Origin of the sequence: Enterococcus sp. C63, assembly GCF_040887215.1 — a bacterium.
Lineage (GTDB): Bacteria > Bacillota > Bacilli > Lactobacillales > Enterococcaceae > Enterococcus_B > Enterococcus_B hirae.
The window spans coordinates 47660-70101 of record NZ_JBFOFI010000003.1; the positions used below are offsets into that span (position 1 = coordinate 47660).

A 22442-nucleotide genomic window follows, 5' to 3' on the forward strand; every position below is an offset into this window, starting at 1 on the left:
TTTTAAATAACACAATTCCTTAAATGGATATAGTAAAAAATATATCTGCTACAAAAATTTTACTAGTCGTTTGATAAAGTAATAAACGACATGCTGCGAATGTCAATGCACTATCTCTTGTACCCTCTCAATAAAAAAACTTACTTAATCGATTAATGATTTAGCAAGTTTTTTTATTGTTCTAGAAAGTTGACCAGAATTCGAACTGTTGATAAAAGTTGACTCTATACTTTTGAGGAATAGCTACTAATAGTATATCGTTGGTAATGCTAAAAATTTCACTGCATTTTATGATTATCTCATCAATCGTCAATTTCAAAAATATCATCATCTAATTGATTGAAAGACGTTTTGCTTCCCAAATCCAGTTCGTCTAGTACATCTTTAGCTACATTGAAGAAACAATAAGTTCCCAAAAAAAGTAGCAGAAAAAATGGAACAGTAACTTTTCGCCTTTTAATTACGCCATACATCAAGAGTAAGAATGCGGAAATAAAAAAGATAAACATAAATATTAGAAACATACATACCCCTCCTCATTTGATAATTGATTATAAAAGATAGGAACTGGCCTACTACCAAAGAAAATCAGCGATATTAAAAATCAACTCCTCAATGCTAACCCACGACTTTCTAACTAAAAGATATTTTAAAACTTGTTTACGTCATTTCAATGCTCAGTACATCATTCAATACCTTTTTATTTTCCAATAGTTTAACCAAAAATATACAAATTTTTTTCCTTTTTTTATAATTATTTCTTTGAATGAATCATTTTTTTGTTTTCAGAAATTGAAATACGCTTTACATTATCTTCTCAAGTTTGGTTTGGATTGGTCACTGAGCAAGATCAATTCTCTCTCTTCAATTTCTGATTGTCATGAAATCAGATAAGCTTTAAACTTAACTTAGAGATATTCACAACGAGAAACATGTTTCATCTTTGAATGGTTGCGTTATTTCTGATAAGAGAAGAATAATTTGATCCTGAACGAAAGGAGCCCACGTTTTCAATTTTTATAAATTATCTAAAAAGCGGGAGATTATTTATCTAATTTAAGCACTCGCAACTCTTTATTTGCTTAGAGGGCAAGTCTTCTTCTCTTGAACACTAAAGAAAATAGAAAGGAGGAAAGCAAGTGAAAAAAAAGAGCGTTCGTTTATTGGTTTTATTCACATTGTTGTTACTTAGCGCATGTGGGTGTCAAAGGAAAAAAGACGAGCAAGCAAATCGTTTAGTTAAGGATCTAAAAGCAAATGCATGGGTAATTGAAGGGACGGACTCTACTGATGATCCCAAAATGACCCTTACCTTTTCTAACCGTAAAGCTAGTTTTAACTTAGATTTTTCAAGTATCGATTACTCTGTAGACGATGAATCCAATAGTGTACATATGAAGAAATTTATCAAACAATTCAGTAAGCATATAAAAGAAGAGTTTCGTTATACGATTAAAGGAGATATAATGACTTGGAAGGAACTTTGGTCTAAAAGTGACATCATGTCTTACAAAGTCAGTAAGAAGAATGAAACGATTATTCTCACTCCTTTAAGCGAGGAAGAAACTACGGAGACAAAAAATCTCGTGCTTATCCCTTACAAAAAAAATACCAAGTAATGAAAGATAAAATTTTATTATCTAGTCTCATTATAAGATTGAATGATTCTGAACATTTTCCTATACTAACGATTGAATCTAAGCATTCCCTGCTGACTGATACATATAAAGCGCATAATTTGAACAATAAGCAACCTTGAATTAGTTAGATTTTGGTTATTTCTCAGTCATTATGACAAAGTTTACTCACATAGATCAATAAAGAATTGACGGTTTTATCCGATCCCGAAAAAATAAGTATCCTGTCCGCTATCACTGCTAGTAAATAGGAAGCGAGAACAAAAACACAGGCCCCCGGAAGTATCTAGATACTTCTGGAGGTCTGTGTTTTTTTAGTTATTTTTCATTGAATGATTTTTAATCTTGTTTTATTCTATTTTTTCTCTTTAATATGTAACTGATCCCCATTACCGTTACTAAAAGTGCCATTCCTAAACTGCGCAATAAGCGATTTTGTTGCTCTCCTGTTTTTGGTAAAGTAGCTTTTCCAGATACGGTGGTTTTGGTCGTACCTGTAGAATTATTTTTTGTGGTGCTACCATTTTTTGAAGTTGACGTTTGATTTGATTCTTTCTTTTCGGTACTTTCTTTATTTTTATTCGTTTCAGTTGTGGTATCCACTTTACTTTGATCTTGTTTGTTGTCGTCATTCTCAGTTGGTTTATTTGTTTGATCCGTCTTTTCTTGGCGTGTAATTTCTGAGATGACTGATTTTTCTCCGGCTTCATTTTCTGTATAGTATTGAACTGTTTCCCCATTTGCTACAGCTTTAGATAAATAAATCGTCGTCGGTTCTTCTACTTTTACATCTACTAAACGAGAAGAATTGACCTTTTCTTGTTTGGCTTTTCCGATGATTTCCCCGTTCAAAACAACGTACATCGTTGTTCCTCCTGGAATAACCGCCGTCATTTGTTTTCCTTCTGTACCATAAATGAAAGCAACGTTTTCTGCTAACGCTACTGTTGTTTTGATTTTCTTATAGATAAACGTGATCGTGTTTGTTCCCTTTTCAATCATGACTTCTTGTATCGCTAACTTCGGATTAACTAGTTCATATCCTTTGATTAGCAACGCTTGTTCTTTGTGAAGCTTCCCAATCTCTAAATCAGTTATTACTTTTTTCTCCGCAATTGATTGACCTTGCTCATCGATATATCGGACAGTCAGCTCGGCTTTTTCATTTTCTGACGGTGATGTTTCTTTGGCTTTATATATAAATGTAATGGTGTTGCCATCACTTTGTACTTCTATCGTTTGGACTTTGGCACTCAGCAATTCGTATCCTTCGATAAGTAACGCTTCTTCCGTATATGTAGAGCCGACTTCTAAGTCTTGGATTATTTTATCATTAGCAATCGATTGACCATGCTCATCAATATATTTCACAGTCAAATTGGCTTTTTCATTTTCTGGCGGCGTTGTTTCCTTAGTTTCATATATAAATGTAATGATATTGCCTTCGCTTTGTATTTCTATCGTTTGGACTTTGGTACTCAGCAATTCGTATCCTTCGATAAGTAACGCTTCTTCTGTATGTGTAGAGCCGACTTCCAGGTCACTTATTATTTTATCTTCAGCAATCGATTCCCCCTTCTCATTCATATACTTAACAGTAACAGCTGCTTTTTCTTTAGGCACTGGATTTTCATCATAACGGAAAGTAATGATATTGCTATTTGGATCCTCGGAAACATTGATTGTATAAGTTTCAGGCCCTACGATCGTGTAGCCATCAATCACCAGTGCATTTCCTATGTATTCTGTTCCAATCTCTAAATCATTAATTACCGTAGGTTCGGCAATCGGTTGACCAGTTTCATTATGTAAATACTGCACAGTGACTGATGAGAAGCTTTCTTCAGGACTATCTTCAATTTTTTTATAATAAAAATTGTGATATATCTCTGGCGTTTCCATATAAATAGTCACTCTATCTGGAGAGATCAATTCATACCCTTCTACAATTTCAGCGAATAAGGTTACATTGTTTCCGACAAAACCGAATTCCTCTGAAAACCAAAGTACTTTTTGTGTATCTACATCTACCCCAATGACAGATACCCGTCCTATTTCCGGTTCAGGCATGGATAGGTCCAATGTTCCTGAATCATATGGTGGTTGCACCTCATCAATCATTTCGATTTCACTTACTGCGTTGGATGCTGCCAATACGTTAGGTGCTAGCAACCCCACTACAGTGGTCATCAGCAATGCTGAGTTGATAATTGTTTTCATTTTTTTTATTTTTTTATTTTGCTTTCTTTTCGTCATTTAATTTATCTGCTCCCCCAGTTATATTTGAAATTTGGCTAACCTAGCTTTTTCTTACTTTATTCTAAGGTTGGTTACTTTTATTTATGTACTTGAATCCGATTATCCGCCTCCTTAAAAAACGTTATTTAAAATAAACAGTAGTAGTTTAACCTACATATTAATGTTACCTGTAACATATAAGATTCGCAAGATTATTTTATTATTAAACCAAGGTTTTCTGTGTGTTAAAATAAAAAAATATCTAGTTAAGGAATTAAAATTATGATTTTTACATTCTTAAAAAAATTCACAAACGTTATTTAAAATCCGATTCTGTTTATTTAGTAAAAATGATTGATTAACAAAAAAAGCCCGTCACGGTAAATGATTAATCATTTTACCATGACGAACTGGAAATTATTTAGATACATTTTTAAAAAATAGATTTAACACATAACTTCTTTAATAAAAAAATTAGTTTACTGTTTGAGAAACATTTATTTCTGTCTTCTTACTACTATACTGACTCATATTTTTAAATAATTGTTGAAGTAACGGACTTTGATTGTGTCCTTCAATCGCTGCTTGATCACGCCAATTTTCAACCATGACAAATTCATTTTCAATATCGATTGATTCGTACAATTGATAGCTTAAGCACCCGTCTTCTTTTCTTGTACTTGCAACAAGTTCATTGACTTCCGCAAGAAATTCATTTCTTTTTTCTGGTTTGATTGAAAATTTTGCATTGATAACGATCATTTTTCCACACTCGCTTTATTTAAAAGTTGTAATTTTTTCTGGAGCCAATCGAACAGATTCATACCCTTCTTCTACTGCTTTCCCAACAGATAAGATCATCACTGGAACATAACGTTCTTTGTCGAGATCAAAAGCTTCAGCCAATTGGTCTGCTTCGAATCCCCCGATTGGATTTGTTTCATAGCCGTGACTACGAGCAACTAGCATGAATTGCATTGCAGCTAAACTAGCATCAATTTTCACAACGTCATTCATTTGTTCACGTGTAAAGTTTCGGTAATAAGGAAGGATCGCAGCAAGTTGTTGGTCTCGGACTTCTGCCGGCATCTTACCTTCTGCTACTGCTTGGTCATAGATTTCTTCCCCATATTCGTAGCAGTTCATATCTCCAAAGATCATGACCATTGCAGATGAAGTATCATTTTGTCTCGTATTAAAACGGATCAATGGTTTCAATTTTGCTTTTGCTTCTTCACTTTCTACCACCACAAAACGCCATGGTTGCATATTAACTGAAGATGGTGCTGTTGTTGTTTCTTGTATCATTTCTAACATTTCTTCATGAGAAATCTTAACCGTTTCATCATATACACGAACGGATTTTCTTCCAAATACAACACTTGAAAAATCATTGTTTACTAATTCTTTGCTCATTTCTCTCTCTTCTTTCTCCTAATGTAGTTAATAAAGTTTATTCAATAATTTTGTTAGTTCGGTGATTTCTTCATCGGTCAACGAAATGCACAAAGAGTCAGCGGACTGTTGATGATTATTTTCACACTTAGCCAGTTCTCGTTTGGCTGTATCCGTCAGTAGAACAAATACTTCACGATTATTCGCTGGATTGCGTTTTCGTGAAACATAGCCTTTTTCTTCCAATATCTTCAAATGTCTAGAGATAGCTGCATTGTCTATTTTCAGATCTGTTTGAATTTGATTTTGTAAACATTTGCCTTTTTCCCATAAAAACATCAGCATTTCATATCTCGTCAAACTGAATCCAGTTTCTTTCTCGAACAAAGCTGATCCTTCTTGACTGATAATTTTGATTTTATAGAGTAACTGACTGAGTTTTCTTAAATCCATCTCCATACTCCTTCCGTTGACTTGTCAATTATTGACTTATCAATAATATAAATGTTTTAGTGAGACTTGTAAAGCATAAAAGTTTGAATAACAAAAAAAAAGAGAAAGCTATTCCTCTTTCTCTTTTGGCTCTATACTTTTTGATGTTGGTGAAATTCACCAACATCTTTTTTATGTTTATGATGTAAAAACATAGAAAAGACACCCTGAAATCCTTTAGAATTAATTTGACGAACCAATTCATAGGAGGATTCAAGATGTCTTATACTCAGCTTATCAAAGAGACCCTAAATATTCTAGACCTAACTATCTATTTGGAGGAAAATTGTTTAACCAAAAAAAGATATAAAGGGCAAATTTGCTTGATTTACAAAGGTACTCTTCAATACACGCCCGAAGAGTATCCACATTGTCTCAAACCGACGATTGCCTTATTTAGAAAGCTGTTTTCTCGATTGTCCTTAGCGACTCGAAAAGCTGTTGAATTCATTGTTATTGATAGGTATGTGCCTTATGTTTCATTGGTTAAAAAGCTTTTCCCAAATGCTCAGTTGATTATTGATCGTTTCCATATTGTCCAACATATAGGCAGAACTTTTTTAAACCACCGAGTGAAGGAAACCAATGCACGACTTAAAAGTACTTCTCAATACCAACGTGGGCTTGGTAAAAAAATGAAACGTTATTGGAAACTCCTACAAAAAGAAGAAGCAAAGTTGAACGATGAAAAACGAGTTTGGCGTGCCAGTTTCAAAGATTACTTAACTGAAAGTGAGATTGTCGACCGATTGTTAGCCACTTGTCCCAACTTGCGATAAGGCTATCAGTTATATCAAGATGTTCTTTATGCAGTAAAGAAAAAAGATCATTCCCTATTTGAGGACTGTTTATCCAGAGAAGTCAGCCAGCTACCTGAAACTTATGCGACAACTTTGCGAACATTTAAAAAGTTTCTGCCACAGATCCGAAATGTCCTCCGCTACAGTTATTCAAACGGACCACTAGAATGTTTAAACAACCATATTAAAGTATTAAAACGCAATGCTTATGGGTTTCGAAATTTTTATCGTTTCAAACGACGAATCATTATCTGTCACGGTAAAACTATTTTAACCAAATAAAAAGAACAGAAAGAAGTTTTTCTTCTTTCTGCCCAAATTATTCTAAGATTTCTCTTTACCAACATCATTTGACAAAGAGCTATTTTAAGCCACTCATAAGTCCATATTGACAAAAAGCCATTTTTTCTGACTATTGTCCCACTCTCATTTAGAAAATTTGTTGATATACTTTCGCTTATAAATAGCTAAAAACCGAATGTTTCCGTTGATTATTGCTCTTTTTTTGAAGAATTCTCTAAATTCTTTTTCCATTCTTCATAGACTTCTAAAAAGCGCGTTTCTTCTTCATCAGAATATCCTCTGAAAACTACTTGATCGGTGTTTTCGTGATTAAAGAAAATAGTTGTTTCTGGATTCAATCCCGTTGGATATAATACAGCCATATAATCTGCAAACGTATCTTTACCAGTCTCTTGATCTGTATAAATGGTTCCACGTCCTACAATCATCAATTTTTGCAACCCCTCTTTCAGTAAGACAATGCTACCGATGGGTAATAATTCTTCTGTTTTATTGCTCATCTTTTTTCTCCTTCTCTGATCCCTTGATATGTTTGTTGTAGTACCTTTCTCCATACCACTCTAATTGTGTTTTATCTTCCCATTCACGATATTCCTCTGAATATTTATATTTATAATACCCATGTAAAAGATATGGAAAGAATAAATAGGCTTCTGCCACAATAAATCCTATATCTGTAACTACCCACATACTTACTAAACCTATAAATCCAACAACGTCTGTTCGTACCTCATTACTGCTTGGGAAAATTAATTTCCATACCATAACTATAACTACAACTATCCATCCATATCTCATCACCAGTTTTAGTACTTTTTCTACCAATTTATCTATTTTGTCTTTCTTAGTCTTTGTTTCGTATAAGACATTTTCTAATGATCGTTTTTTAGTTCTAAATACTACATAACCTATCATTACTAATATACTCAGTAACAAGCTCATGCCTATTATCGTCAATGGTTTTAAGAAGAATGTTATAAACATAAGATTCAATGTTATCAATAACATAATAAGCATATTTACTGTATTTATATATGAAAAATATAACTTGAGTTCTTTATACCTTTTTAACAAAGTAAATATCCATATTACCAAATATATACTCAACATAATTATAAATACAGATATTGGTAAGAAATTAAATATCGGCTTTGGTAAGAAGCTATTTTTAACAGGATATTCTATTCCATATTCCGTAAATTTCACAAATCCGTACTGTAAAGATACTAGCAATATTGCTAGTATCTTTACTAATATCGTTTTTTCTTTTTTTCCAGGTTGTTCTACATCTTTTTTCATATACTTGATTAGCTGATCATCTTGTAAGTTCAAACTTTGTTCAAATGTTGCTGTAAATAACGTTTTCATACTTCTTGCCACCCAAAACTAATTTTCGGTATTTTTACCGAAGATAGGACCTTTCCGATTGCTTTCCCTACTTGTTGAACATCCTCAAATATTTGTTTCACCGTATCGATACTTTGATCCACTGCCTTACCTGCGTTTTTCAATGTACTTTTCGTAAATTTTTTTCCTTTATCATGCATTTTATAAGCGCCATCTTTGATATTGTCATACAAATCAGGCTTAACAAATTGCAATAAATTGTTTCCTACACCAAGAGCAAATCCCATACCGGCACCTGCAACATTGCCTATACCTGGTATAACTGTTCCAAATTCTGCTCCCAGTGTAGCTCCCTCCAGTGGTCCAATGCTTTTAACTGTATCTATCACTCCACCAATAGCACCTTTTCAAATACTACCAGTTTTCCCATATTCATTGACACCACTGGAAACAAACGTCACACCTAATTGGGCATATGTCGCTACTTGTGCAGCTGTTCCTAACCCTTTGACCACGCCCCAATTCTTAACACCTTGTATAAATTGAGAATTTTTCAAACTTTCACTGACATAAGTTTTTATCGGATTCGTCATTTTGTTGAACCACTGATAGCCTCTACCAATAGTATCTGTTTTAGGAATCCATTTCCCTTGAGCTACAGCTTGCCCAAATGCTTCATACTTGGCTAAGCCATTGATTAATTTTGTTTGTGCTTTTGAAGGCAACTTATCTGCAAGCATCCAAAATTCGTCATTTTTCATTAATTTATCTACAAGTGCCTTTGGATATAGTGCCAACAGTTGATCTAGTCGTTTCATATTGTCTGTTTTTCCACTTGTTAAAGGATCCATTAATTCTTTTACTTGTTGATATAGTTCCAAAAAGGCATTACTACTCATTCCAATTTGTTCTTTGGCATTTGGTTTGATTTTACTAAACCAACTTTTATCAACTCCTTTTGGCGTGGCGCAACTTTATAGCGAGAAAAAATTTCTCCCTTGTCATTTTTTGAAATTGCTCGAGCAACGATAAAATAATATAATGAGTCGTTTTCTGTTTCTTTTAATTTTAATACACTTCCCAATGGTAAAAATGGTGTTGACAATTCCATACTCATTTAGTCACCTCTGTTGGCACTACAATTTTATCCAATGTTTCCTCTTTCAAACTATGCAAAACATTTTTAGGTACAGAAACAGACTTGCCACTTCTAAAAAATAAATGGAGTGATATTCACAATTTTCACTTTCATCCAACTTTTCTCCTAAAAAAGATCGTTAGCACAATTCCTGCACTAACGATCTCTTATTTACTAATTAGAATCCGAAAGAGCCCGCATCTTGACGGTCACGTTCTGCTACAGTCTCTGCATATTTGTTCAATTGTTGGTTAATACTTTCCAATAATTGTTCCAGCTGTTTGACATTACCTTCTAATTGATTATATTATTCTAGATAAGCTTAACTTTACTATAAATAACGAATGTATTTGATTCAGTTTTCGTGTTTTATTCTCATTTTTTTGAGTTTTCAAAAAAATGAGAATAAAACAGTTCTAGCCTTACATAAATTTATTTTTCCTTAGTTTACAGAAACTGTTTGGTTTTCAGCCAATAAGTTGCCACTTCCATCATAGAAATTCATTGTCACTTGATCATCAGCTTTGATTAGATCTGGCTTCACATAATAACTGATTGCCCCATCCTTAAAGCTCCCACCTTTACTGATCAGTTTACCATTGACAAACAAGTGTCCTTGGTGGACTTGGGTATCAGAACCATAGGCTCCTTTGATCGTTTGTGTGCCGATTTTATAAGTCAATTCGTTGATTTCAGCTGTTGGTGTTTGAATAGTGACCCCAATCTCTGATCCTGGAATTTGTTGTCCTCGATTGTTGGCACCCATCAAGACTACTTGATCATCTTCTGACACTTTAAGGTTTCCTACATAATAACTGAACTTGCCATCTTTGAAGCTGCCGCCTTGACTAACTTTTTCGCCATTGACCAACAAGATTCCTTGGTAAACATCGCCTGTGTAGTTTCCTTCGATCACTGTACTGATTCCCACACGATGGGCTTCTGTTAATTGACCCAGTTGTTCTCCTATAGTTACCGGTTGTGGGTCCCCTAGTGGTGTATCGAATTTATCATAGCCTTGAATCGTTGCTTGATCTCCTGCTTTGATGATTTGAGAGTTCACATAATAGCTAAACTTACCATCTTTATAGGTTCCGCCCCAGCTGATTACTTCCCCATTCACTACTAGTTTTCCTTTATGGATATCCCCCGTATAAGATCCAGTAATGGTTGAATCACCTAGCTTATAAGTGTCCACTTGATCAATTGATCCTGAAGATTCGGAAATCACTTCAATCTCTTTGGAATCTATCAATTCCTTCTCTTTGTTGTAGCCATCTAACACGACTTTGTCGCCGACTTTTAATTTTCCAACACCGACATAATAGCTGAATTGACCATCTTTGAAGCTACCGCCCCAGCTGACAACTTTGCCATTAACGGTTAATCGTCCGAGAGACATATCCCCTGTGTAGGTTCCAGTAATATTGACATCTCCTACATGATATTCTTGTGGTTTCAACTCACTTTTCACTAGTTCTGCCACATAAGTAGTTCCTGCCGTTAAATCCCCAGTGCCGTAATTTGTCATAAAGTCAGCAGGTGAATAGCCTTTGGACTGACCATCTTCACGAATCCAATTTCCTGTCAGCTGATCTCCATCGTTCAATGCTTTCGGTGCTGATAAACCAGTGTCTCCAACCGCCTTAAAGTGATTACCTAGAATTAATTTCTTAAGCGGAGCTTTAAGAAACATATCACTCATATCTGTTACTTTGCTGGTATCAAACCCACTTAAATCTAAACTTGTTACACTGCTCATACCACGAAACATATTAGCCATATCTGTTACGTTACTGGTATCAAAGCCACTTACATCTAGACTTGTTACGCTGCTCATACCGGAAAACATATGTTGCATATTTGTTACTTTACTGGTATCAAAGCCACTTACATCTAGACTTGTTATGCTACTCATACCTTTAAACATTTTACTCATATCTGTTACGTTACTGGTATCCAGTTGACTTAACCCTTCGATTTCAGTTACATTCGTAAGATCCTTACCACCGGTACTTGTACTAAATAAGTAGTTTGAATTTTCTGGAGCCACTACTTTTCCAGACAAAACAATTTTCTTGATTGCTTCAAGATCCACTGTTCCGCTGTTCCATGGTGATTCTTCATAGCCACTTAATTCGCCTGCTCCGATTGTCAATACTCCTGTGTTTTCATCAAACGTATACGAGCTGGTACCCCATGTGCCTGTTATCTTAGAAACTGCTGCCACGTTCGATTTTTGCGCTACTTTTGGCGCTTCAGCTGTTGGATTAGTTGCATCCCCTTCACTTTCGGCAGTCGGTGCTGTTGCTTGTTCTTGGGCGTCATCCGTTGTTTCATCCGTTGGTGCTAATGAATCACTAGCTGTAGTGGTTGAATCCGTTGGGTTTACTAACGGATCTGTGACGTTTTGTATCGTTTGATCGATGACTTCTTTTGCTTCATTCGCCTGTGTTTGTTCAGTAGCAGTTTCAGCTGTTGGTGACAAAGTATCCGCTAATGCCATCGTTGGTGCGATCCCAGTATTTCCCATCACACCAGCCACCGCAAACATCGTTAATAGCTGTTTTTTACGTTTTGCTGTTAATTTTTTCTTACTCATATTTACTCCTTTTTTTCTCTTATTTTTGATCATTATTTTCTCGTCAATACCACTTCATCAGCTTTAGGTGTTTCCCCTGTTTTCAATTGATGTCTCTTTCCAATGTCCATTTTGTTACCGAAGCTGACAAAATCGTATTGATCATCTCCCCTGCAACATTTATTTTACTTGTTCTAATTAAGCATAAACGCTCAATATTCCCAATTAATATTCTTGAATTTTGATCGTTTACCATAACTTTTTTTGTATATATTTCTTTCATTGATCGAGGAAATCAATCAAGCTTCTTCTACTACTTTTCATCTGAAGAAATTTTTCACCTACATGTTACGCTTTATGTAAAGGTTAATAGGTAAAAGAAAAAAGTCAGACAAAAATGTCTGACTTGTATTTACTCAACTAATTTTACTACTCTAAGGGTTTCTCATTCATCTCGTTCGACTAAACGATACAACTAATTGATTCTAAATGACTTTAGCATCGTCGTATGATCCATTTTACATAGCTTCCTATACTATAGATTCAATTTACAGGATAACGCTTAACTAAAGCGAGTCTAGAATTTCATAATCTTCAGGATACAAACCGAATAATTCATATTTGATTGCCAGAAAAATAATTTCATTAACCTTTCTTGTATATAATTTTTTTATTTTTCGATATTCATAATATTTTTCTTTTTGATAAAAAGCTTGCAGTGTGGTATCAAAGCAATAATCTTTGTCTTGAAATTCGATCTAGGCGTGATAAATTTTGTTTTGTTGAAATTGACCAATACAAAACAAAAATGTCAAATTCCGGCTGCTACCCCTGTTACTACAGTTTTTTAAACTAAACTATTGTCTCAACTTTTTATCATTCGTTCGACCATTGGATTATTGCTTTCATTTTAAAATACCTTCATTATTTTCCATTTAAATCAATCGTTATTAAATAAAATAAATATATTATTTAAAATACGTTATTTATTTATAGTTTTGTCATCTAAAAAAATAACTATATTTTTTTAAGATTTGTGATATATATTAAAAGTTACTATTTTGTATGAAAGTTTATTGATCACAGATTCTTTTATTACTGTACCTACAACAAAACCAGCTGTATTAGCAACAATATCTCCCACATCGAATATTCCTAAATGAAAAATATATTGTGCTACTTCAATTAAAAAAATACCTAAAACTACTATACCTAAATTTTTTTATTTAATGGTAGCAGCCAACCAAGTGGTATAAACATAATTATATTCAACAGAACGATTATAGCGTCACCATTTATGAAATCTTTGATAAATGATAGAGGATTAATTTCTAATCCTTGTATGCCAATATTTTTAAAAAGAAGTAGGTAGGTTAACAATAAAAAATAAATGATATAAAATATTAAAATTATTTCCTTATAAATTTTCTTTGTAAATAGACTGAGTAAAAAAATATAGAGAAAAAAAGTAATAATGATTATCTGAATAAATGGTATCCAAAAATCTACCTCACCACTAAAAGGAAAAATAGAGATTGAGTAAAAATAAAGATATTTCATATAAAACCATCTTGAAAACAAAAACGATACACAGAGTAAAACAGCATCATAAAATAACATTTTAAATTTATTTTTCCCATTATTCATGATAGACTTCTCCTTTTTTGTTAATATTATTATAACAAAATAAAACGTAAGGAGTTATTTATTATGAAAAATATGTGTAAAAAATTATCAGTTACTCTTTTAATCCTTAGTTTCTTTTCTACAACTTTTTTGTAAGCGAAACCAAAGCAATGACTTATAATGGAACTGGAATTTGGTCATGGAGATCCGTAAATAGTTGGTCTACTTCGAGTACGCGTTCGCATACTGTAAGACATAATCAAACTAGAAGAAGTGCTGGGGCATCAACTATTTTAAATGTTGCCATTGTAAAACAGAATTTGATCGGTTCATCTGTTGTTTCTTCTAAGAATTTTTCTGGAAATAGTAGTGGAACCTTGACAAGCTCATTATCTTCTGGAACATATTTTCTTCGTTTCGAAAGTAATGAACGAGCAAAAACATTTGATATAAACGGAAGTGTCACCTATTAATAGGTTTTATTTCATAAAAGAGTTCATGAAATAAATAAAAAAAACCAGTGAAAGAACGGAATTTCGTTCATTTCTCTGGTTTTTTTGAGTATATACCCTATTGCTCTTATTTTATTCTTACAAATAAGCATGATTTATAAATTATTTCAAAAGTGAATACTAATTTTTCTTGATAGCTTTTTAATACCTGTTACTAAACTATCTCTAGTTGCCTCCACAACTTCTATAGTAATTTTATCCATTTGATTGATTCTTAAAATACGATCAATCTGTGCAACCAAACGATGAATAAGTCGGAAATTTACTTTTGTGATTTTAATGATAGTTGTGATAGCTTCATAATCAGAAAAATCTTCTAACTTGATATCAACCCCTAAATCTGCCCATTTGTATTTCAAGATTGTCAAATCGAATTAAAGTTTGTCCAAAACTTCATTACAATTATTCAATTTAAAGATCACCTATTATAGTCAGGTATATTCATCGTAAGTAATATTCTATTGTCTGAATCATGTAAAAAAAGAGCCATTAGTAGCATATCCCAACAATACTGTGCGTACGGTTCATATAAACAGTGCTTTTATTTAGACGTTCTTAGCAATACAATTACATTTTGTCTTGTTGCACTTTTACAAAGTGATAGGGAGTTTGTAAAAGTTTAGCGATGGTTGTGGGTTGATGCGTATTTCTGAGTACGAAAAAAGGAATCGTTCCTGCATGCGAGGATGTAAGGTCGATTCCTTTTTGGTTTATTAGTCGTTGTCTCCCTCTGGATCAATTGTCTTTAAGACTCTTGCAGGTACACCACCAACAACACTACATGGTGGCACATCTTTTGTTACGACTGCACCTGCTGCGACTATTGACCACTCGCCAATTGTCACACCAGAAGTAATCGTAGCGTTTGAACCAATCCAGACATTATCCTTCAAAACAATGGGCGCATAATGGTTTTTGCGATTATTCTTGGGGTATAAGTCGTGATTGATTGTAGGGAGCACCACGTTGTGCCCTATGAAGGCACCATCTCCTATCACAATGCCTCCTTGGTCTTGAAAATGAGTTCCAGAGTTGATAAAGACATTCTTACCAAGCGTGATATTTTTCCCAAAATCTGTATAGAACGGTGGGAAAACTCGAAAACTTTCATCTATTTCTTTTCCGATTAAGCGACTCATAATCTCACGAAGTTCTTCCGGCGTATGGTATGTGGTATTCATTTCCATGCCAATTTTGATTGCTTCTTGATACAGCTCATTCGCATATGCTGCTATATTTGGTGAGGTCTCATCCTTAGTTCCATATGCTTGAATGATATCCTGAATTCTAACTTCCAATTAAATCACTCCTAAAGGTTGTCATACATTTCGTCAGTTACCGGTTCCAGCCACTCATTTGATGTTTCATCACCAGGTACTTCAACAGCTAGATGACTAAACCAAGAGTCTTTCTTAGCACCATGCCAATGTTTGACACCTGCCGGAATTGTCACAACATCTCCTGGTTTCAAACTTTGAGCAAGTTTCCCTTCTTCTTGATACCAACCTTCACCATCTACACAAATCAAGATTTGACCTCCACCAGATTTGGCATGATGGATATGCCAATTATTGCGACAAGCAGGCTCAAATGTAACATTGGCGATAAAAACTGTCTCTTCAGGATTAGTCAGTGTCTTCAAATAGCTTTGACCAATGAAATATTGCGCATAAGCCGTATTAGGTTTGCCTTGTCCAAAAAAGCCACCGTGCTCTTCTTCATTCAAATCATCCGCATAGACTTCTTTTGCCAAGCGAAAGGCTGCCCAAGCATTAGGCCACCCTGCATAAAAAGCAAGGTGGGTTAAAATCTCAGCCATTTCTGTTTGTGTCACACCATTTTTCCGAGCTGTTTCCAAGTGATAAATCAAAGATGAATCGACAATCCCTTTAGAAATCAGGGACGTAATCGTTACAATGGACCGAGTCTTTAAGGAAAGCTTATCCTCTCTCGACCAAACTTCTCCAAACAATACATCATCATTCAATTCTGCAAATTTTGGTGCAAATTCACTTAAAGCATCTCTTCCTGCCGTTTGTTTTTCAACCACTTATCGTTCCCTCCATTCTTTTTTACGCCCTTACCTATTTACCTTTATTCTATCTCACTTTCAAATATTGGTTAAAGAATTCAGTCATTTTGTCAAATGGGATAATGCCCACCTGATCATAAAGGTCAGTATGTGATGCTCCCGGAATAATCATCAATTCCTTGTTACCGCCTTGCAACTTCTTGAAAGCATCCTCTCCAAAATAGCGTGAGTGAGCTTTCTCACCATGGATAATTAACACAGCGTTACGGATTTCATCACTGTAGGCTAACAACTTGGTATTCAGCAATGAAAGCGAAGATGTGACATTCCAACCTTCATTCGAGTTCAATGAGCGTTTGTGATAGCCGCGATCTGTTTTATAGTAGTCAAAATAATCTTTGACGAAGTAAGGTGCATCCTCTGGCAATGGCTCTACGACACCACCTGCTCGAGCAAAATCTCCATTTTTGAAATCTTCGATGCGTTGGGCATTGAGTTGTTGACGGAGTTTATATCGTCCATCGGCATCAACTGAGTCAAAATAACCATTAGCAGTCACTCGGGACATATCATACATCGTTGAAGCAACTGTAGCTTTCACTCGGGTATCAATTGCTGCTGCGTTGAGTGCCATGCCACCCCAGCCGCAGATACCAATCAAACCAATCTTTTCTGGGTCAACATTTTCTTGTACAGATAAGAAATCAACTGCTGCTTGAAAGTCCTCCGTATTAATATCACCTGATGCAACGTTGCGAGGGAAGCCACCGCTTTCTCCAGTAAATGATGGATCGAAAGCAATTGTTAAAAATCCTCGTTCAGCCATCGTTTGAGCATAAAGACCTGATGATTGTTCTTTGACTGCACCAAATGGCCCACTAATTGCAATCGCCGGAAGCTTACCTGTTTGGACTTTGGGTTCATACAAATCAGCAACCAATGTAATCCCAAAGCGATTAGGGAAGGTTACTTTGCGATGATTTACTTGACTACTTTGAGGGAAAACTTTATCCCATTCTTGAGTGATGTTCAATTCTTCTTTCATGTTGATTTCCTCCTTGAAATTGACATTGCATTTGTAAGGTAATATAATTCTACTACCTAAACTTGACTTTAGGTCAAGGACTACATTGAAATTATTTTGGAGGTATTATGACTTATTCAATTGGTGAAATATCAAAAATGTTCAATATTCCTATTTCTACACTTCGTTACTATGATAGAGAAGGATTATTCCCCACAATCGAACGAGTTTCAGGAATCCGCAAATTTTCGGAAAATGAAATTGAAGCACTACGTGTCATTGACTGTTTGAAAAAATCCGGACTAGAAATAAAGGATATCAAACAATTTATGGAGTGGACAAAACTCGGAGCTGAAACCTTTGAGACGCGAAAAGAGTTATTTGAACGTCAAAAAGCAACGATTGAAAATGAAATTCAGCAGATGCAAAAAGTGCTTGATATGATTAAATTCAAATGCTGGTACTACGATGAGGCAATTAAACAAGGGGATGAGAACGCTGTTCAAGCACAAATTCCTGATGACTTACCTCAAGAGGTCAAGATCAGTTATGACAACTCACATTAAGAAAGTCGCTTGGGATTCGATAAACGATCATGCGACATTCTTTATCCTAACCTTCCACCTCAGCCTCATCCTTGAATCGCACCACAGCTTTATCCCCCGAAACCTGAATACTACCAACCAGTCCAATAAACAAATCATCGAATTGATCGACCACATCAACCTGCTCCAATTATTTCAAGAACACCTTGATTTGTTGTCCTCGTGCTTGCCGTTCAGGAATTTGCTCTTTGACTTCATCAAGTTGGTTGTTGGTTTTGTCGAACGTTTGTCACTTTTCTGTTTAAATGGCAAAATTTTTCAGTAATAAATGATAAATATAAGAATTAGTTATAAAAACTGAGATCTAAAAGATTGATTGCTCATCAAATCTTAGATCTCAGTTTTCATTTTGGATGAATATTAATAGAAAACACCTATTTTATATTATTAACAAAGAGAGCAACCACCAATATAGAGATAAGTATAAATGCTGTCATCATCCAGATTTCAGTTTAAAAATTAGTTGTTGTTGCGACAATCAATGACAATCCGATAGGACCGCCAATTTGATGCATTGTATTTGTAACCCCACTTGCAATACCAGCCAATTCATCAGGTGCTTCATAAACACCCGCAGATGTAACTGGAGCTAAAATTAAACCTTGCCCTAATCCAAGTATGATCATAGGTACAAAAACAGTCTGCCAATAGCCATTTTCTGGATTTGAAATTGCAAGTAAAATCAACCCTATAGATAATGTGATTTCTCCAATCAGTAATATCTTATTGTTTCCAAATTTTGAAGTTAACTTCGGTAATTGCATCGCAATCATAAAATTAACAATTGTCAGTGGTAAAAAAGCGAAACCGGATTCTAGCGCTGAAAAACCATATTGACTTTGCATCATCTGTGGCAAGAAGAACCAAAATGGCAACATAGCCATCATAAATAAGAGACGAGTCACATAAGCACCAGAACGAATCTTATTTTGAAAAAGTGCTAAAGGGAGAATAGGAGAAGAAGTCTTTCGCTCCCATAAAATAAACAAACATATACAGATAATTCCTATTAATACGAAGCTAAGTATTCCTTCTGTAAAACCATAGATAATACCAACCAAACCCAGTACGGAAAGTAAACTACCTAAATAGTCGATATTTTCTTTTCGAGGTGCTGAAGGATTCACATACTTCAATGTTAAGATAAATAATACCAGAGTAAATGGAACATTTATTAAAAATCCTGCACGCCATGAAATCAAGCTAGTCAGTCCACCACCGACTAATAAACCAATACTTGAGCCAATTCCAGCGGTTGCTCCATAATAAGAAATCGCCCGTTGCCTCATATTATTTTGATAAGCATCCATAATCAATGCCAAAGTTGTCGGTGCGATAATGGAACTACCAATTCCTTGTACCGCGCGCATCATAATGACCATTTTAGCTGTTTGCGATAGCCCAATCACTAAAGAACTGAGACCAAAAATAAGTAATCCTATCAAAAAAATACGTTTTCTCCCTAATAGATCAGAAAGACGTCCATTTAATAACAAAAAACCTCCAAAAGTGAGTGTGTACGCACTTGATACCCATGATAGTGCCGCAGCAGATAACCCTAAACTTTCACCTATCTGCACAGAACTTGTAAAAATGATTGAATTATCCATTAATATCAAAAAATAAGCTAATAATGTAATTGGTAAAATGACACCAAATTTTTCTCTGTTCAAATTTCCTAACTTCTTTCTATTTCTTTAATTGATTGTTTCTAACCATGTATCAATTTCTTTTGATACTTTTTCTCTATTTTTATCTTTAATAATAAGCATGAGACCCTTTGTCTCTTCTCCACCTTTTACAGTGTACCCTTCTAGTACATTGGCACCTTTAGTATTAGCACTTATCTGGCTGAAAGTTGAACCCGCACCGTAACCACCATGTGTATTAAAAGGTATGATTGTTTTCCCATTGAAATCATAGCTATCTAAAAAAGAAACAACGGCTTGGGGCAACGCCATATTCCACGTTGGTGTCCCCAAAAAAATCCGTTCGTACTTGTCAAAATCAGGAATGGTCGTTGTTAATTCTGGTAAGACCTCTCTTTCCTGCTCTTGTACATTTTGTTCGACTTCCTTCTGATAATCTGTTGGTCTTTTTTCTTCTGTTTCGATTTGTACAAGTTCTCCACCAACCTTTTCTTGAATCAGTTCAGCAACTTCATTTGTATTTCCAGTTCGTGAATAATAAACAATCAATGTTTTGGGATTTCTCATCGTTTCTCATCCTCTTGATTTTTGCTTATCAATTTAGGTAAAGTAATAAATCCAATAATCATGAGGCTTATAAACGTTATTAAGAAGTATGAAATTCGTTTCTTAAACACCTCAATCGCCCTCTTTACATATTATTTCCCCATAAAAATACTGCGGCATCAACTATCTCATGATTGATGCCACAGTATTCACTTTTACTTTGCTAAATGGTTAAACTGGTATCCTTCTATCAATAAAAATCAGGTTTTGATTTATTTTCTGAACCAGGTTCCCACAACCCAATGCTTGCTCGTATGTCATTTCTTTTTCCTGTGATATTGTCCATTATAAATTGAGCAATGGCACGTCTCGTAATTTGAGCACCTAAAAATGGTTCTCTCTTAGGACTAGCAATATAATCCTTTCGATTCCCATTATAGAGCCAAGTCATACGCATATAAGTGTAATCCAAATCACTGACTTCCAATGATTCTACACCCCGATTATGCGCGACTGACCCTCCCATCATGCGACTATTCCATATGGCAAACGGTTCTGCAACTTCACCGTACACGCTAAGTACACCTGCTTGAATGATTCGTTTCACACCCGTTTTATACATTGCATCAATCACAATTTCTGTTACTTTTTTATTATCAAAATTCATATAAATGACCTCTTGGTTTTTCATAACCTTGATCAAGTCAGTTAAATTTCTAGCATCTCCAGAAACCTTTGTTACATTTGTATAAGGCAAGTCAGCGGCATGACGCCCAAATAAAGTCAAATGTAACTCAGGTTTCTCTTGCAAAAGCGGGATTCATACCTGTGGAATCTGACCACCGGCACCAATAATTAGGATATTTTTGCTCATTTTTCTGTATCCAACATCCGATTCATAAACCATTCTACTTGTTGGGGTGCATCATGATCAAAGAACGCAGATTCTTCCCTATCTAAAGCCGCTATCTTTTCAATATCTTCTTTTGAAAGCTCAAAATCAAAAATATCAATGTTTTCAGCCATTCGTTCGGGACGAACTGATTTTGCTAAAGCAATAATCCCTCTTTGCATTAACCAACGTAATACAACTTGTCCTACTGTCTTTCCGTATTGTTTAGCGATTTCTGCTAGTACAGGATTGGTAAATAGTTCGTGACGACCTTCTGCAAATGGTGCCCAAGCTTCCACTTGTACGCCATATTTTTCATGCCATTCTTGATCTTCAACTCTTTGATTCCAAGGATTTACTTCGATTTGATTGATTTGAGGTTTTACCTCATTCAAACCAACAAACTCGATCATCTTAGCCGATTTGAAATTTGAAATCCCAATGGTACGTAATTTTCCTGCTTTTTGAGCAGCAACCATTGATCGCCATGCACCATAAATATCTCCGTATGGTTGATGAATAAGATAAAGATCCAGATAATCAAACCCCATTACTTTAAGAGAATATTCAATCGTTTCCGCAGCTTTTTCTTCTGGTGCTTGGAGAATAAACAATTTAGAAGTAACAAAAAGTTCTTCTCGAGTGACTAGGCCTTCATTGATAGCACGTTTGATTCCTTCACCTGTTTCTTTTTCATTTCCGTAAATAGAAGCTGTATCGATCAGACGGTAGCCTGTTTTAATGGCTTGATAGACTGCTTCAGATGTTTCCTCCAATGGAATTTGATAAACACCAAATCCTAATTGTGGCATTTCTACGCCATTATTCAAAGTAATTGTTTGCATATGGTTTTCCTCCTCTAATTTTCTTTACATGTTCTATCCTAAACCTTGGAGTTAAGTCCATAGCAAGAAAAAAGTTTTATTTTTTTCGTTCCCATAGTTTTTCGACTTTATCAGGCTCCAATTCACCTGCTTTAAATTTTGCGATGTGATCATCATACGTTTCTATCTTATAAATAAGTAAGTCTCGTACTTCCTGCATTTCCGCTAACTTTTTGTCTAATTCTTCTAATTGATCAGATAAAATCTGCTTCTGAGCTTTTTCTACATTCTGCGTTTCACGTAATTGGGCCAATTGAGCAAACTCAATGAGTGATTCGATCGATAATCCCGCATTTCGTAAGTTTTTTGCTAGATAAATCCAATTAAGATCATTCGTAGTATAATCCCGATAGCCGCTCTCATTGCGGTGAATAGGTGGTATGACACCAACCCGTTCATAATAGCGTAGTGTGTCTACACTTAAATCAAACATTTCCGCTGCTTTTTTAATATTCATTAAAATTAACCTCCACATCTTTTTATATAAGTATCATAAGCCCTAAAGTGAACTCTAAGGCAAGCTATTGTAAAAAAGTTTAAAATCTCGTTTTATTTTTGTTACTATTCAAAACTAGAATCATATCAAATATTTTTTTTAATCTCAAAATAAGTGTTCATAATTCTCTAGATTAGAAATCGATTTTTGAATTCATTTCGTTTTCTGTTGATTTCGAGCTTTTAAAATACAATTTCCCATAGTAACAAACATGTTCTTTTTCTTTCCAATTTCTTGATTGAAAA

General features: G+C 34.8%; 21 protein-coding genes and 5 pseudogenes. 4 read left to right on the forward strand and 22 right to left on the reverse strand.

Features of this window, described 5'->3' with window-relative positions; all coding sequences use genetic code 11:
• Window positions 1-302 precede the first annotated feature (302 nt).
• Entirely contained in the window at window positions 303-524 is a 222-nt protein-coding gene (locus tag AB3H90_RS05560; protein WP_034700775.1) for a hypothetical protein, read from the reverse strand.
• Between the two features lie 615 nt (window positions 525-1139).
• Here AB3H90_RS05560 and AB3H90_RS05565 point away from each other — a divergent pair.
• Window positions 1140-1619, forward strand: coding sequence for a hypothetical protein (locus AB3H90_RS05565; protein ID WP_010718422.1), 480 nt, complete (start codon window positions 1140-1142; stop codon window positions 1617-1619).
• Between the two features lie 357 nt (window positions 1620-1976).
• Here AB3H90_RS05565 and AB3H90_RS05570 read toward each other — a convergent pair whose 3' ends face one another.
• The 4 genes from AB3H90_RS05570 to AB3H90_RS05585 form a co-directional block, all read right to left on the reverse strand.
• Complete coding sequence (locus AB3H90_RS05570; RefSeq protein ID WP_368016329.1) at window positions 1977-3893, reverse strand: MucBP domain-containing protein; 1917 nt, start codon at window positions 3891-3893, stop codon at window positions 1977-1979.
• 456 nt (window positions 3894-4349) lie between these two features.
• Complete coding sequence (locus AB3H90_RS05575) at window positions 4350-4637, reverse strand: putative quinol monooxygenase (protein ID WP_010718425.1); 288 nt, start codon at window positions 4635-4637, stop codon at window positions 4350-4352.
• 15 nt (window positions 4638-4652) lie between these two features.
• A complete protein-coding gene (locus tag AB3H90_RS05580) occupies window positions 4653-5291 on the reverse strand; it encodes a nitroreductase family protein (protein ID WP_368016330.1) in 639 nt (212 codons plus the stop codon).
• A 27-nt stretch (window positions 5292-5318) separates the two neighbouring features.
• The gene (locus AB3H90_RS05585) at window positions 5319-5723 is read right to left on the reverse strand and encodes a MarR family winged helix-turn-helix transcriptional regulator (RefSeq protein ID WP_010737892.1); all 405 of its coding nucleotides are present in this window, start codon (window positions 5721-5723) and stop codon (window positions 5319-5321) included.
• Window positions 5724-5980: 257 nt separating this feature from the next.
• Between AB3H90_RS05585 and AB3H90_RS05590 the strand changes: the two are divergent.
• Window positions 5981-6844, forward strand: a pseudogene (locus tag AB3H90_RS05590) (transposase).
• A gap of 209 nt (window positions 6845-7053) precedes the next feature.
• On the opposite strand, the gene AB3H90_RS05595 reads toward AB3H90_RS05590, so the two are convergent.
• The 8 genes and pseudogenes from AB3H90_RS05595 to AB3H90_RS05630 form a co-directional block, all read right to left on the reverse strand.
• The gene (locus AB3H90_RS05595; protein WP_368016331.1) at window positions 7054-7365 is read right to left on the reverse strand and encodes a DUF4176 domain-containing protein; all 312 of its coding nucleotides are present in this window, start codon (window positions 7363-7365) and stop codon (window positions 7054-7056) included.
• Window positions 7355-8233 (reverse strand): DUF4176 domain-containing protein, encoded by an 879-nt coding sequence (locus tag AB3H90_RS05600; RefSeq protein ID WP_368016332.1) that lies wholly within the window; start codon window positions 8231-8233, stop codon window positions 7355-7357. Before AB3H90_RS05600 ends, AB3H90_RS05595 begins: the two co-directional genes overlap by 11 nt.
• Window positions 8230-9174 (reverse strand): annotated as a pseudogene (locus AB3H90_RS05605) (hypothetical protein); the annotation flags it as partial. The gene AB3H90_RS05600 and the pseudogene AB3H90_RS05605, both read right to left, overlap by 4 nt.
• Window positions 9108-9329, reverse strand: a complete 222-nt coding sequence (locus AB3H90_RS05610) for a hypothetical protein (RefSeq protein ID WP_368016333.1) — start codon at window positions 9327-9329, stop codon at window positions 9108-9110. The gene AB3H90_RS05610 and the pseudogene AB3H90_RS05605, both read right to left, overlap by 67 nt.
• A gap of 199 nt (window positions 9330-9528) precedes the next feature.
• Window positions 9529-9672, reverse strand: a pseudogene (locus AB3H90_RS05615) (WXG100 family type VII secretion target); the annotation flags it as partial.
• Between the two features lie 120 nt (window positions 9673-9792).
• Window positions 9793-11952, reverse strand: coding sequence for an immunoglobulin-like domain-containing protein (locus tag AB3H90_RS05620; protein ID WP_368016334.1), 2160 nt, complete (start codon window positions 11950-11952; stop codon window positions 9793-9795).
• Between the two features lie 1006 nt (window positions 11953-12958).
• Window positions 12959-13141 carry a VanZ family protein gene (locus AB3H90_RS05625; protein ID WP_368016464.1) on the reverse strand — a complete coding sequence of 61 codons (183 nt, stop codon included), beginning with the start codon at window positions 13139-13141 and terminating at the stop codon, window positions 12959-12961.
• Between the two features lie 2 nt (window positions 13142-13143).
• On the reverse strand, window positions 13144-13578 hold the full coding sequence (locus AB3H90_RS05630) for a hypothetical protein (RefSeq protein WP_368016335.1): 435 nt from the start codon (window positions 13576-13578) through the stop codon (window positions 13144-13146).
• Window positions 13579-13727: 149 nt separating this feature from the next.
• On the opposite strand from AB3H90_RS05630, the gene AB3H90_RS05635 reads away from it, so the two are divergent.
• Entirely contained in the window at window positions 13728-14030 is a 303-nt protein-coding gene (locus AB3H90_RS05635; protein ID WP_368016336.1) for a T9SS type A sorting domain-containing protein, read from the forward strand.
• A 146-nt stretch (window positions 14031-14176) separates the two neighbouring features.
• Here the strand turns inward: AB3H90_RS05635 and AB3H90_RS05640 are convergent.
• From AB3H90_RS05640 to AB3H90_RS05655, 4 genes and pseudogenes are all read right to left on the reverse strand, one after another.
• A pseudogene (locus tag AB3H90_RS05640) lies at window positions 14177-14431 on the reverse strand (hypothetical protein); the annotation flags it as partial.
• A 351-nt stretch (window positions 14432-14782) separates the two neighbouring features.
• The gene (locus tag AB3H90_RS05645; protein WP_368016465.1) at window positions 14783-15343 is read right to left on the reverse strand and encodes a DapH/DapD/GlmU-related protein; all 561 of its coding nucleotides are present in this window, start codon (window positions 15341-15343) and stop codon (window positions 14783-14785) included.
• Between the two features lie 35 nt (window positions 15344-15378).
• Window positions 15379-16119 carry a carboxymuconolactone decarboxylase family protein gene (locus AB3H90_RS05650; RefSeq protein ID WP_368016337.1) on the reverse strand — a complete coding sequence of 247 codons (741 nt, stop codon included), beginning with the start codon at window positions 16117-16119 and terminating at the stop codon, window positions 15379-15381.
• Window positions 16120-16168: 49 nt separating this feature from the next.
• Window positions 16169-17146 carry an alpha/beta hydrolase gene (locus AB3H90_RS05655; RefSeq protein ID WP_368016338.1) on the reverse strand — a complete coding sequence of 326 codons (978 nt, stop codon included), beginning with the start codon at window positions 17144-17146 and terminating at the stop codon, window positions 16169-16171.
• Between the two features lie 107 nt (window positions 17147-17253).
• Here AB3H90_RS05655 and AB3H90_RS05660 point away from each other — a divergent pair, with 107 nt between their 5' ends.
• Entirely contained in the window at window positions 17254-17691 is a 438-nt protein-coding gene (locus AB3H90_RS05660; protein ID WP_207494146.1) for a MerR family transcriptional regulator, read from the forward strand.
• A gap of 413 nt (window positions 17692-18104) precedes the next feature.
• Here the strand turns inward: AB3H90_RS05660 and AB3H90_RS05665 are convergent.
• The 5 genes and pseudogenes from AB3H90_RS05665 to AB3H90_RS05685 form a co-directional block, all read right to left on the reverse strand.
• Window positions 18105-19403: pseudogene (locus AB3H90_RS05665) on the reverse strand (MFS transporter).
• Window positions 19404-19427: 24 nt separating this feature from the next.
• The gene (locus AB3H90_RS05670) at window positions 19428-19946 is read right to left on the reverse strand and encodes a flavodoxin family protein (RefSeq protein ID WP_368016339.1); all 519 of its coding nucleotides are present in this window, start codon (window positions 19944-19946) and stop codon (window positions 19428-19430) included.
• Window positions 19947-20175: 229 nt separating this feature from the next.
• Window positions 20176-20736 carry an NAD(P)H-binding protein gene (locus AB3H90_RS05675; protein ID WP_368016340.1) on the reverse strand — a complete coding sequence of 187 codons (561 nt, stop codon included), beginning with the start codon at window positions 20734-20736 and terminating at the stop codon, window positions 20176-20178.
• 59 nt (window positions 20737-20795) lie between these two features.
• Window positions 20796-21662, reverse strand: coding sequence for an aldo/keto reductase (locus AB3H90_RS05680; RefSeq protein ID WP_368016341.1), 867 nt, complete (start codon window positions 21660-21662; stop codon window positions 20796-20798).
• A 76-nt stretch (window positions 21663-21738) separates the two neighbouring features.
• Window positions 21739-22158 carry a MerR family transcriptional regulator gene (locus tag AB3H90_RS05685; protein ID WP_002332330.1) on the reverse strand — a complete coding sequence of 140 codons (420 nt, stop codon included), beginning with the start codon at window positions 22156-22158 and terminating at the stop codon, window positions 21739-21741.
• Window positions 22159-22442: the final 284 nt, after the last annotated feature.